This is a genomic window from Micromonospora sp. CCTCC AA 2012012 (assembly GCF_040499845.1).
GTDB lineage: Bacteria > Actinomycetota > Actinomycetes > Mycobacteriales > Micromonosporaceae > Micromonospora > Micromonospora mangrovi.
Genome location: NZ_CP159342.1, coordinates 3,360,999 through 3,373,684 on the forward strand (window position 1 = coordinate 3,360,999; position 12,686 = coordinate 3,373,684).

Below are 12,686 nucleotides of genomic sequence, written 5' to 3' on the forward strand. Positions count from 1 at the left end.
CCCCGCGGGCCGGTCGTCCTCGCCGGCCCGCCGGGGGGGGGGGGAGGTCAGCGCAGTCGGCGGGCGGTGAACCGGGCCGGCGGCTCGGCGATCGCGTCCTGGGCGGCGACCAGCTGGAGTTCCCGGGTGCCCGCCGCGAGGGTCGCCTCCAGCACGGCGAAGACGGACGAGATGGTGCGTTCCAGCGCCGTCGCGGGCGAGCCGGTCGTGCGCAGGTGCGCCAGATAGAGCGCGGCGGTCACGTCGCCGCCGCCGTTCGGGCTGATCGGCAGCAGCGGCGTGGTCACCGCCCAGGCGCCCTCGTCCGAGACGGCCACCACCTCCAGCGACCCCTCCGGCACCTCGCCGTGCAGCACGCTGGTGACCAGTACGTGCCGGGGTCCCGTGGCGCGTACCGCGTCGACCGCCGCCAGCAGCTCCGGCAACGTCCCGGTCGACCGGCCGGCGAGGAACTCCAGCTCGAACTGGTTCGGGGTGATGATGTCCGCGCGCGGGACGACGGTGTCCCGCAGATACTCCGGGATGCCGGGCCGGACGAACATGCCCCGGCCGACGTCGCCCATCACCGGGTCGCAGCAGTACACCGCGTCCGGGTTGGCCGCCTTGACCTGGTCCACCGCGTCCAGGATCACCGCGCCCATCGCCGGGTCGCCCTGGTAACCCGAGAGCACGGCGTCGGCGGTGCCGAGGACCCCCCGGTCGGCGATGCCGGCGATCACCTCGGCCACGTCCGCGGGGGCCAGCAGGGGACCCCGCCACGCGCCGTACCCGGTGTGGTTGGAGAAGTGGACCGTCAACACGGGCCAGACCTCGTGCCCGAGCCGCTGGAGGGGGAAGGCGGCCGCCGAGTTGCCGACGTGGCCGTAGGCGACCGAGGACTGGATGGACAGGATCTTCACCAGCCCATCATGGCGGTTCCCGCCGACGCCGCGCGCACCGCCCGCCGTTTCACCTCGGCGTGGCCGGGGCCGGCTTCGGGTAGCCGATGCCCGACCCGAACGGGAAGAGGACCTGCGTGCCGTCCGGCGTCAGGACGGTGACCGGGAGGCGGCCGGTCGGCTGCCCGCCGGTCAGGACGTCCGCGAGCGCGGCGAGGGAGACGTCCCGGTAGCCGTACGCCGCCAGGTAGGTGGGGGCCGCCGGGAAGTAGGCGATGTCGTACGGCCCGCCGACGGCCACGGTCACCACCGGCGTACGCGTCGCGAGCAGCGCCCGGACCAGGTTCTGCTGGGTGACGTCGTTCCGGGCGTTGTTGGTGAGCACGACGACGACGTCGCTCGCGGTGGCCGCCGCCACCACCTGGTTGATCGTATGCTGGTCCGGCGACCCGGTCCACATCGGGGTGGCGACCAGCCCCTTGCCGGACAGTTGCCCGGCCAGGGCGGGGACCGTGGTGCTGCCCCAGCCGGTGACCAGCACGTGGCGGCCGGAGTTCGCCGGGAGCGGCAGCGTGCCGGCCTGGTTGCGCAGCAGGGTGATCGAGCGGCGCGCTGCGTCCGCCATGACCTGCTGCTCGGCCGGGTTGCCGACGGTCGAGTCGACCGCCTCGCTGGTGGTGTACGGGTGGTCGAAGAGGCCCAGTTCGGCCTTCATCCGCAGGATCCGGTACACGGACTGGTCGATGCGCTGCCGGCTGATGGTGCCGGCGCGTACCGCGTCGATGACCGTGGCGATGGCGGCGGGCGGGTTGGTGGGCAGGAGCAGCTCGTCGTTGCCGGCGTCGACGGCGCCGAGGATCACCTGGTCCTGCGGGATGCCGGCGAGCGCGTCGGCGCGCAGCGCGTCGGTGACGACCACCCCGTCGTAGCGGAGGGTGTCGCGGAGCAGCCCGGTGATGATGGGCCGGGAGAGGATGGCCGGCGTCCGGGTGGGGTCGAGTGCGGGGACGACCACCGCCGTCGGCATGATCGACTTGACCCCCGCGGCGATGGCGGCGCGGAACGGCGGGATGTCGATCCGCATGATCTCCTCGCGGGTCTCGTTGACGACCGCGATCCCGGTGTCGGGGTTGGCCTCCGCGCTGCCCAGGCCGGGGAAGTGCTTGGCCGTGGCGGCGATCCCGGTGCCCTGGTAGCCGGTGACGGCCGCCGCGCCGAACGCGGAGACCACCGCCGTCCGGTCGCTGAAGGCCCGCGTGCCGTCGGCCGTGTTCCGGGGGTTGGTGTTGACGTCCACCACCGGCGCGTGGTCCATGGTGATGCCCATCGCCCGCAGTTGCCGGCCGGTCGCGGCGGCGGTCGAGAACGCCACCCCGCTGTCGAACGTCGCACCGATCGCCATGTTGCCCGGTGCGATCGCCGACGGCGGCGGGATCCGGCTGACGAAGCCGCCCTCCTGGTCGGTGCTGATCTGCAGCGGTATGCCCTGGTCGGCCAGCGCCGCCCGCTGCAACCCGTTGGACAGCAGCGCGACCTGCTGCGGGTTGTTCAGGTTGTCGGTGTTGGTGAAGTAGATGATGCCGCCGGGGTGGTACCGCGCCAGCAGTTGCGCCCCGTTGGCGACGTCGCTGCCGTAGAGCGCCCGGTTGGCTGCCTGGTCGGTGGGGTTCGTGGTCGTGGCGGTGTCGCCGTACACCTGGAGGACGAACATCTGGCCCACCTTCTCGGCCAGGGTCATCTGCGCCATCGCCGCGCGGACCTGCCGGTCCACCCGGTGCCCCGGGTCGCCGTCGGGCCGGTGCCGCCCGAGCGCGCCCGCCCCGGCCGACCCGCCGACGGCCAGGACGATGCCGCAGGCGGCGACGAGCGCGACGGGAACCCGTACGACGGCTCCGGTGATCCGACGGAACATGGCGCGACCCTCCGACGATCGGTGACCCCGACGGTCGGCGTCCCCGTCCCGCACCCTGCCCCATTGAACGTGAATGCGGGACTTTGTCGCTTTCGAATCACCCAGCAGTGGCGAAATCGCACGGGCTTAGGGTGGGCGGCATGGCACCCGCCCCCTCCTCGCCCCGGAACCCGCTCACCCGGCTCACGCCGGACGACCTTCGGCGGCGCACCAGCGTGAAGTGGCGCCAGTACCCGCCCGACGTGCTCCCCCTCTGGGTCGCCGAGCTGGACGTACCCCTGGCTCCCCCGGTGGCCGAGGCGCTGCGCCGCGCGATCGACCTCGGCGACACCGGCTATCCGCACGGCACCGCGTACGCCGAGGCGCTCGGCGGCTTCGCCGCCCGGCGCTGGGGTTGGCACGGCTTCCGGGTGGAGCACACCGCGCTGGTGCCCGACGTGATGATGGGCGCCGTCGAGGTGCTGCGGCTGGTGACCGACCCGGGCGACGCCGTGGTCGTCTGCTCCCCCGTCTACCCGCCCTTCTACGCCTTCGTCAGCCACGCCGGCCGGCAGGTGATCGAGGCTCCGCTCGGCCCCGACCGGCGGATGGACCCCGCCGCGCTCGACGAGGCCTTCCGCCGGGCCCGCGCCTGCGGCCCCCGGCCGGCGTTCCTGCTGTGCAACCCGCACAACCCGACCGGCGTCGTGCACCGCCGGGACGAGCTGGAGGCCGTCGCCGAGCTGGCCCACCGGCACGGCCTGCGGGTGATCTCCGACGAGATCCACGCCCCCCTGGTGCTTCCCGGGACGCACTTCACCCCCTACCTGACGGTGTCCGGGGCCGAGGACGCCTTCGCCCTCGCCTCCGCCTCCAAGGCCTGGAACCTCGCCGGTCTCAAGGCGGCGCTCGCCGTCGCAGGGCCGCGGGCCGTCGAGGACCTGCGGCGGATGCCCGAGGAGGTCGGCCACGGGCCCAGCCACCTCGGCATCCTGGCGCACACCGCCGCCTTCCGGGCCGGTGAGGAGTGGCTCGACCTCCTGCTGGACGGCCTCGACGCCAACCGCACGCTGCTGGCGGAGCTGCTGGCGGAGCACCTGCCGACGATCCCCTACCACCGCCCCGAGGGCACCTACCTCGCCTGGCTGGACTGCACGGGCCTCGGCATCGCCACCGCGCCGCCGGTGGACGGGCCGGGCGTGGTCAGCGACCTCGCCGGGCCGGCGCAGATGTTCCTCGACCGCGCGCGGGTCGCGCTCAGCTCCGGGCACGTCTTCGGCACCGGCGGGACGGGCTTCGTCCGGCTCAACTTCGGCACCTCCCCCGCGATCCTCACCGAGGCCGTCACCCGGATGGGCCGCGCGGTCGACGCGCACCGGGCCGCGCCGGTCCGGCCCGCCGAGTAACGCGCCGGCCACCCCGGTCGCTGTTCGAACGAAGGCCGCCGTCCCGGCGGCCGGGGCCTGTCGTTCCCGTCCGCGACGTGTTCAAATACCGGGACGACCAGCTCAGTGGCCTTGCCGCGCGGCGGACTCCTCCCCTACCCCCGCCGCGCGAACCCCTTCATCCCCATGCGCGAGAGGTGCAAGTATGCGCAGAAGATCTACCTTTCAGCTGGCGGTCCTGACCGCCACCGCGGCGACGTTCCTGACCGCCGGCGGTGCCTCCGGTGCGCTGGCCGGCGCCGCGCCCGCCGCCCCCGGCAAGGGTGTCGCGGCGTGCGAGCCGGGTGCCGGCGGGAGCAGCGCGGCCCGGGTGGCCGAGGGTGCCACCGCCAAGGAGCCGGAGCTGTACTCCAAGAACGAGGCGAACGCCTACGGCGTGATCAAGGATTCGCCGCGCCTGCCCAACGGCAGCGTCACCATCCCCACGGTCTTCCACATGGTCTCCGACCACCCGCTCAGCGCGGCGGAGACGACCCGGTGGAACACCCTGATCGCCAACCAGATGACGGTGCTCAACGACTCGTACTCGGGGAAGACGGCAGCGGACGCCTCCGACACCCCGTTCCGGTTCGACCTGGTCGACACGACCTGGACGGTGAACAGCGCCTGGTACACCGTCGAGCCGGGCAAGAACGAGCGGGACATGAAGAAGGCGCTGTACACCGGCGACGCCCGCACCCTGAACGTCTACGCGGCGAACATCGGTGGCGGCCTGCTCGGTTGGGCGTACTTCCCGAAGGGCTACAACAACGGCCGGGACTACATCGACGGCGTCGTGATGCTGGACGAGTCGATGCCGGGCGGCACCGCCGGCAAGTACGCCCTGGGTGACACCCTCACGCACGAGGTCGGGCACTGGCTGATGCTGGAGCACACCTTCGCGCACGGGTGCGCCGCCTCCGGCGACTACGTCGCGGACACTCCCCGTGAGGCCGCGCCGCAGTTCAACTGCCCGGTCGGTGCGGACACCTGCACCGCCCCCGGGCTGGACCCGATCCACAACTTCATGGACTACACGCAGGACTCCTGCATGAACATGTTCACCGCCGGCCAGGCGGACCGGATGAGCGACGCCTGGGTGGCGTTCCGGGCCGGCGGCCAGTAACCGCACTCCGAAAGGGGTGACGGGCCGCGGCCCGTCACCCCTTTTCGCGTACGCGGGTCAGGATCCGGTGAGGATGACGAGTTGCCGGGTCGCCCGGGTCATCGCGACGTAGCGGTCGACCGCCCCTTCGACGCCGGCGCCGAACCCCTCCGGGTCCACGAGGACGACCAGGTCGAACTCCAGCCCCTTCGACAGCTCCGGGGTCAACGACCGGACCCGGGCCGTACCGGGGAAGGCGGGGTCCCCGATGACGCAGGCCGTCCCCTCAGCGTGCGCGGCGACCCAGGCGTCGAGCACCGGACCCAGGTCGGCCACTGCCCCGTGTACGACGGGGACCCCGCTGCCCCGGATCGAGGTCGGCACGTTGGCGTCCGGCAGGACCGCCCGGATGACCGGTTCGGCCTCGGCCATGATCTCCTCCGGCGTCCGGTAGTTGATGCTCAGCGAGGCCAGGGTGATCCGGTCGAACCCGACCCGGGTCAGCCGTTCCCGCCACGACTCCGGGAAGCCGTGCCGGGCCTGGGCGCGGTCCCCGACGATGGTGAAGCTCCGGGACGGGCAGCGCAGCAGCAGCATCCGCCACTCGGCGTCGGTCAGTTCCTGGGCCTCGTCCACGACGATGTGCGCGAACGGGCCGGCGAGCCGGTCCGGCTCGGCGTCGGGCAGTACGGCCTCGTCGACCAGCGCGTCCTGGAGGTCCAGTTGGCGCAGGCTCGACAGCACCCCCTCCCCGTCGTCGTAGGTGTGGGCCGCGATCAGCTCGTCGACGACCGTGGACATCCGCTCGCGTTCGACGGCGACGACGGCGTCGTGGCGGCGGCTGCGCCGGGACGCCTCCGGGTCGCCGAGCCGCTGCCGGGCCGCGTCCAGGAACGGCAGGTCGGAGACCGTCCAGGCGGATGGGTCGGCGCGCTGCAGCCGCCGGATCTCGTCGGCGCTCAGCCAGGGGGCGCACCGGCGCAGATAGGCGGGCACCGACCACAGGTCACCGACCACGTCGGTGGCCGCCAGCAGCGGCCAGGCCCGGTGGAAGGCCGAGCGCAGTTCGGTGTTGCGCAGCAGCGACCGGCGGAGCAGGTCCTCCGGCTCGTCGCCGTCGTACTTCCCCAGCAGGATGGTGAGCAGCTCCGCCCAGATCTCCTCCCGCACCTCGTTGTGCGGGGCACCGGGTCCGGCCGCCTCGAACGCCTCGGCCCAGTCGTCGGCGCTCAGCCGGACGTCGGTCTCGCCGACGGTGACCGTCATCCCCCGGGCCGGCGGCTTCTCATAGAACCGGACCGCCGCCTCCACCGCCGTCACCAGCTCCGCGGCCGACTTCAGGCGCGCCACCTCCGGGTCGGCTTCGCGCGCCGCCGCGGCTCCCTCGGGCACGAGGTCCCGCAGGGTGCAGATCTGCACGTCCTCCTCGCCGAGGCTGGGCAGCACGTCGGAGACGTACGCCAGATAGGGCTGGTGCGGGCCGACGACGAGCACGCCACCCCGGCGCCGGCCGAGGTGCGGGTCGGCGTAACGCAGGTAGGCGGTGCGGTGCAGGGCGACGACGGTCTTCCCGGTGCCCGGGCCCCCGTCGACGACGAGAGCGCCCCGCGATCCGGCCCGGATGATGGCGTCCTGGTCGGCCTGGATGGTGCCGAGCACGTCCCGCATCCGGGCCGACCGGTTGCCGCCGAGGCTGGCGATGAAGGCGGACTGGTCGTCGAGCGCGGCGTGCCCCTCCCACCCGTCCGGGCTGAACACCTCGTCCCAGTAGTCGCTGATCCGGCCGCGCGTCCACCGGTACCGGCGGCGACTGGTCAGCCCCATCGGGTTGGCGTGGGTGGCCCCGAAGAACGGTGCCGCGGCCGGCGAGCGCCAGTCCAGCAGCAGCCGGCGACCCGCGCTGTCGGTGAGGCCCCGTCGTCCGACGTACACCGGCTCGGGGTGCTCCGCGCCGACCATGTGCCCGATGCAGAGGTCCAGCCCGAACCGGCGCAGGGCGCGCAGCCGGGCCTCCAGCCGCCGGACCTCCATGTCCCGCTCCACCGCCTGCCGGCCCTTGCCGGCGGGCGACCGGCGCACCGTGTCGAGGCGGTCGGAGAGGTCGGCGAGGACCTGCTCCAGGCTCCGGGCGATGGCCGCGAAGTGCCGCTCGTCGGCGGCGATCAGCGCCGGGTCGGCCTTGTGGGCGAGCCGGTCGGGCAGGTCGAACGCGCTTCCGGTCAGCGGATTCATTTCCGCCCCCCGCTGATCGTGGAAAGCACGGGCGCGGCGGATACCGCAAACCACGGTCGAACTCCCCCGTTCGACCCGCACCTCGACGGCAAAACTAGCATTCGTGACTTCCATTTCTGCAGGTCCCTGCCTCGGCCGACGATTTTGCAGCAGGACCGGGGTCTTGCCGCAAGGCCCGGGGTGCGATATACCTTGAAAATGAAGGGAGCGCTTTCTCCCTCTTCCTTGAATCCCCTCGTCGCTTCTCGTCGTCCCCGCGCGGCGGACAGTTCCGCGTTAACGGGCGGTGCGCCTGCCGCGCGAGCGGCGAGCCCGGCGTCCGAGTCGGTCAGGGACTGCATAAGCGGGGTGTCGTCGGGCGGTCGACGACAAGCCTCCGCAGGTTCTGGGCAACGACATCAACCGCCATAGCGCTGACCCTTCCACCGGCGGACCGGCGCGCGCCCCGCCGGAGCCACCTTCGATCCCCCCGGTGACTGGTTGGCATGTGCCAGAGTCGCTACATGCTCCCTGACTCCACAGAGCACAGTCGTCGGCCTCACCGTGCCGCAGATTCGTGGTCGCACTGGATCTTGGCCGACCTCCGACGGGGTCGGAACCTCGACCTGTACGTCGCGGTCGTGGTAACGCTGGGCATCGCCGTGCTGAGCGTGCTGAGCGTGGTGGACGGCAGGATCGTTGCGGCAGCGACGCTGTCCGTGCTGGCGGTAGTGGTCACATCGGGCCTGGCAGGAAGGCACCAGTCGGAGGCGATCGGGCAGGCGCTCGACCGGCTGGCGGCCGCATCCGACCGGCCAGTTGGGGCAGAGCGGTTTCTTGCCACCCGAATGCCGGCACTGGATGCCGACGCGGCGGTGGCTGCTGACATCCGCCTCGTCGGGGTCACGCTGACTCGTACCGTGCGGGATCTGCTGCCGGTGCTCGAGCGGCGCCTTGCGGCCGGTGCACGGGTGCGGGTGCTGTTGATCGACACGGACAGCGGCGCGAAGGTGGAGGCGGTGGCCCGTAGCCGGAAGGCCGACGCAGTCGGCTTTTACCAGAACCGGGTTACGGCTACCAGCCAGTTGCTTCGCGTACTCGCCTCGGCGGCCCCTTACAACGACGGGTTGCAATTGCGCTTGCTGCCGTTCGTGCCTGCCTTCGGCATGTGCCTGATCGATCCGGATGAGCAGCACGGGAGGATACACGTGGAGATCTACCAGCACCGGACCCTGGCGGCGGATCCGGCCTTCACGCTGAACGCGGACCGTGACGGACATTGGTACGCACTGTTCCGGGACCAGTTCGACACTATGTGGGAGAGCGGGCGACCGGTCACCCTGACCGGGTGACCGAGGTTCACCGATCGGCGGGGTGCCCCGGCGATTCGGTCCCGTGCATGGCCTGCCGGAGCATCGGCGGATGCAGCATCGTCGCCGGACCGCGTCGATAGAGCTTGGCCGGGCGGCCGAGACCGGACGTGGTACGCCGCCCGGTGGGGACGATGAAGCCGTCGGTGTTGAGCACCTTCCGGCTGAAATTGCGCTGGTCCAATGCGGTGCCCCAGAGCGCCTCGTAGACACCGCGCAGGTCGCCGATGGTGAACTCCTCGTCGCAGAACGCGGTGGCCAGAGTGGTGTACTCGAGTTTGGTCCGCGCGCGCTCGACGGCGGCGGCCATGATCCGGGCGTGGTCGAACGCCAGGTCCGCCTCCCCGTCGAGCATCCGGTCGACCGACTCCCAGGAGGCCCCCGCGGCGTCCGAGCCGGCCCGTGGGACCGGCAGGTCGGGAGCCACGGCGAGGTATGCCACGGTGACCACCCGTCCGCGCGGATCTCGCCGCGGGTCACTGAACACCTCGAGTTGTTCCAGGTGCAGGCCCGTGAGTCCGGTCTCCTCCGCCAACTCCCGCACGGCCGTCTCATCGACGCTCTCGTCCGCCCGAACGAACCCGCCGGGAAGCGCGGGGCACCCGAGGAAGGGTTCGTTGCCGCGCCGGATGACCAACACCTCCAGCCTGCCCTCGCGCACGGTCAGAACGGCAAGGTCGGCGGTGAGGCGAAGTTCGGCGTGCGGACGATCGGTCACCGGGCCAGCCTAGATGTTGTCGCATTGACATGAAAGAGCGACGCCTTTACTGTCGAACTGACATCAAAGGCGTCGCTCCACCGCGTCGAGCGAGCGCCTGTCCCGCATCCGACAGCGTTCCGACCAAATAGGACGACCATCGCCGGTCCGATTGACGGGACCGACCCCCACGACCCTCCCTCTTCGCCACGCAGTTCGACGCGCCAAACGCCACGAACGGCCGTCGTCCGACGTGATCTCGCACCGTTACCGTTCGGTCCACCCACCGCGACAGTTGCGCAGCGTCACGTACTTGGTGACGCCCGGTCCCCGCGAAGCACCTCCCGCTCATGGACATCCCTCTCCTGCACCACGATCGAGGTGACAGCCGTGCACCAACCGCCCTTCCTCCGCGGCTCGGTGATCGTCGCCGGGCTCGTCACGACCGCGATGACCCTCGCCGCGTGCGGCGGCAACGACTCCGAGCCGGTCCGGACCCAAGGAGCACCGGCCTCCACCAGCGGCCTGCCCATCACCCCGTCCCAGGCCGCGCCCGAGGTGCCTCTTTCCTCGGCTCCTCCGCCGACCCAGGCGGTGACGGTGCTGCCGAACGTGACCGGGAAGCGACTCAGCGAGGGTGAGGAACTGCTCCGCGCGAACGGTTTCCTCGCCGTCCGCGCCGTCGACGCCAGCGGCGAGGGGCGCACGATCCTGGAAAAGAACAACTGGGTGATCACCCGGCAGGACCCCGCCGCAGGCGCCGAGGCTTCCGCCGAACTGACCGTCACGCTCACCGTCCGGCGTCCCACCGATCAGGAACCGCCTCCGGTCGTCCGCAAGGGTGTCGTGCCGCGCGTCGTCTGCCACGACCTGCAGGACGCCCAGGATGCGCTGCGCGACGCCGGGTTCTACCTGCTGCTTCCCCGGGACGGCCTGGGGCAGGGACGGATCCCCCTGGTCGATCGCAACTGGATCGTCGTCGGGCAGTCCGCGCCGGCCGGCAGCACCCCAGAGCCCACCGAGAAGATCGAGCTGACCGTGGTCAAGTTCGGGGAGCCCACCGGGAACTCGAAGTGCCCGAGCTGAGCCGAGCACCGAGCTGGGCGCAGTGCCGCACCGCCGCGCGCTCCGTGTGGAGCACCGAGTACGCCCGGGAAGCCATCGACCTGGTACGGCCGCGTGGCCCCCTGGGGATCATCCGTAGCCGCGGACCGCTGCCTCTGATGCTCTACGTCGCCGCGCGGGACGGGCGTCTGGTGTGGAACGGCCCGGAATCGCTGGCGATCCTCCAGCCGCCGGGCGACATCGCCCTGCCGGCGGTGGGCGGTCTCCGACTCGGTGTGCTGAGACGGCTAGCCCGTGCCTGGGACATCACCCTATTCGCGGTGCCGCCCGCACTGATGCTGGTCGGTGCCGCTCTCGCCGCCCTGTGGCACGTCACCACCGCCGGGACGGGGTCACGCGCCGCGGTTCTGCTGCTCGCCGTCGGCGCGGTGGCGTACCTCAGCGTGCTCCTGACCTGCCTGGTCGTTACCGGCCTCGGCTGGTTCTATCGGGAGTTCGGCCGACCGACGCCGCCCGACGAACGGATCGCCGCGGAGCTGATGCCCGGCCAGCGGTGGACGTTGGTGTTCTGCCACCACGTCGACGACCGCCGGCCCCGGCTACTGCTGGAGCTCGCCCGGCAGCAGCTCGCCGACCTACTCCGCAGCGACGTCGAGGAGTACGGCCGCGACGTCGGGACGGAGATCCCACTACTGAACGTGACCGAGACGCTGGTCTGCCTCCAGCAAGGTGTGACGACGCAGTCGATGCGCGACGTGGTCGACGCGTGGACGGAGCAGGACCGGATCTTCGGTGCAAACGCCGGGGTCACCGTGAAGATGGCAGGGTATCCCGCCGCCCGCCCACCGAACCGGCTCGTCGACCGTGGCGGCTTCCTCTTCTGGTACCTCGCCGGGGAGGCGGTGGTGGTCACCGTGGCCGCCCGGCTCGTCGCCGACCAGGAACGCGCCGCCTGCGCCGCCCCCTGTACGACGCACCCGGTCGACTACGGACGCGCTCTGCACTGGCTCGGCAGCCGGCTCTTCTTCACCGACCCGTACGGCCTGACGCCGGCCACCCATCAGGCCTGGACGCTGGGGCTGCTGACCAGCCTCATGTCGTTGATGGGCGTCTTCGTCACCATCACCGCGGCGCAGCAGTACCTCCGGGTCCGCCGCACCCTCCAGCAGCGAATCGAGAGGAAGATCGCCATGGCCAATCGCCGTACCCGGACCCTCATCATCGTGGCGACCGACGAGGAGAACCAGGCCGTCTGCGAAGCGGCGCGGGAGGTCACCGGGTGCCAGCCGGAGCTCGACTTCCTTCCCCACCAGACGGTGCAGCGACTCGGGACCATCAGCCGTACCGAACTCATGCTCGTGCAGGTGCGACCCGGCAGCGTCGGACCGGGCTCGGCCGCCATCTCTGCCGCAGCCCTGGTCTCCCAGCTCGAGCCGCACTTCCTGATCCTCACCGGCATCTGCTACGGCCTGCGCCCCGACAGGCACGAGTTCGGCGACATCCTGGTCTGCGACCAGCTGCGGGCCATCGACCACCGCAAGGAGGCCGAGCCCGCCGGTCACCGGCCCGGCACACCGTTCGGCAGTGGGGCCGAAGCCGCCGCCGCGTTGGCGGAGACCCCCGCGCCGGCCGGATCGCGGACGGTGCTCATCCGGGGAGACGCGGTCACGCCGTCCACCACCCTCCTGAGTCGGTTCAGGGCCGTCGCGCAGACGTGGACGAGCGGCGGCCGGGTCCACTTCGGCCCAATGCTTTCCGCCAGCACCCTGGTCAGTGCCCGGTCGCTGCGTGACGAGCTGCACGAGCAGCAGCCGGAGGCGCTCGGTGGCGAGATGGAGGGCGCCGGGGTCTACGCCGCGGCGGCCCACGCGAAGGTCGACTGGATCCTCGTCAAGGCGATCTGCGACTGGGGCTTCGAGAAGGGCGACGACTTCCACGAGCGGGCAGCGCGCAACGCCGCGCGATTCGTCGTACGGGTCGCCGAGGAACGCGGCTTCGACCTGGCGCCGCCGCGTGGATCGATCTGACCGCGGAAAGCCCCGCAC

General features: G+C 71.8%; 9 protein-coding genes. 5 read left to right on the plus strand and 4 right to left on the minus strand.

What is annotated here, in order from left to right:
• Positions 1-47 precede the first annotated feature (47 nt).
• Both pdxY and ABUL08_RS14570 read right to left on the minus strand, forming a co-directional pair.
• Positions 48-899, minus strand: coding sequence for a pyridoxal kinase PdxY (gene pdxY, locus ABUL08_RS14565; protein ID WP_350938403.1), 852 nt, complete (start codon positions 897-899; stop codon positions 48-50).
• Between the two features lie 49 nt (positions 900-948).
• Positions 949-2,790 (minus strand): glycoside hydrolase family 3 protein, encoded by a 1,842-nt coding sequence (locus tag ABUL08_RS14570; protein WP_350938405.1) that lies wholly within the window; start codon positions 2,788-2,790, stop codon positions 949-951.
• Between the two features lie 140 nt (positions 2,791-2,930).
• Between ABUL08_RS14570 and ABUL08_RS14575 the strand changes: the two genes are divergently transcribed.
• Complete coding sequence (locus tag ABUL08_RS14575) at positions 2,931-4,175, plus strand: MalY/PatB family protein (RefSeq protein WP_350938407.1); 1,245 nt, start codon at positions 2,931-2,933, stop codon at positions 4,173-4,175.
• 184 nt (positions 4,176-4,359) lie between these two features.
• Positions 4,360-5,319, plus strand: a complete 960-nt coding sequence (locus ABUL08_RS14580; RefSeq protein ID WP_350930457.1) for a zinc metalloprotease — start codon at positions 4,360-4,362, stop codon at positions 5,317-5,319.
• Positions 5,320-5,376: 57 nt separating this feature from the next.
• Here ABUL08_RS14580 and helR read toward each other — a convergent pair whose 3' ends face one another.
• Positions 5,377-7,530, minus strand: a complete 2,154-nt coding sequence (gene helR, locus ABUL08_RS14585) for an RNA polymerase recycling motor ATPase HelR (protein ID WP_350930458.1) — start codon at positions 7,528-7,530, stop codon at positions 5,377-5,379.
• 641 nt (positions 7,531-8,171) lie between these two features.
• Between helR and ABUL08_RS14590 the strand changes: the two genes are divergently transcribed.
• Complete coding sequence (locus ABUL08_RS14590; RefSeq protein ID WP_350930459.1) at positions 8,172-8,861, plus strand: hypothetical protein; 690 nt, start codon at positions 8,172-8,174, stop codon at positions 8,859-8,861.
• 7 nt (positions 8,862-8,868) lie between these two features.
• On the opposite strand, the gene ABUL08_RS14595 is transcribed toward ABUL08_RS14590, so the two are convergent.
• A complete protein-coding gene (locus tag ABUL08_RS14595) occupies positions 8,869-9,597 on the minus strand; it encodes an NUDIX hydrolase (RefSeq protein WP_350930460.1) in 729 nt (242 codons plus the stop codon).
• Positions 9,598-9,966: 369 nt separating this feature from the next.
• Here ABUL08_RS14595 and ABUL08_RS14600 point away from each other — a divergent pair, with 369 nt between their 5' ends.
• Positions 9,967-10,662 carry a PASTA domain-containing protein gene (locus ABUL08_RS14600; RefSeq protein ID WP_350930461.1) on the plus strand — a complete coding sequence of 232 codons (696 nt, stop codon included), beginning with the start codon at positions 9,967-9,969 and terminating at the stop codon, positions 10,660-10,662.
• A complete protein-coding gene (locus ABUL08_RS14605) occupies positions 10,650-12,668 on the plus strand; it encodes a 5'-methylthioadenosine/S-adenosylhomocysteine nucleosidase family protein (protein WP_350930462.1) in 2,019 nt (672 codons plus the stop codon). The genes ABUL08_RS14600 and ABUL08_RS14605 overlap by 13 nt, the downstream gene beginning before the upstream one ends.
• The last annotated feature ends 18 nt before the right edge of the window (positions 12,669-12,686 follow it).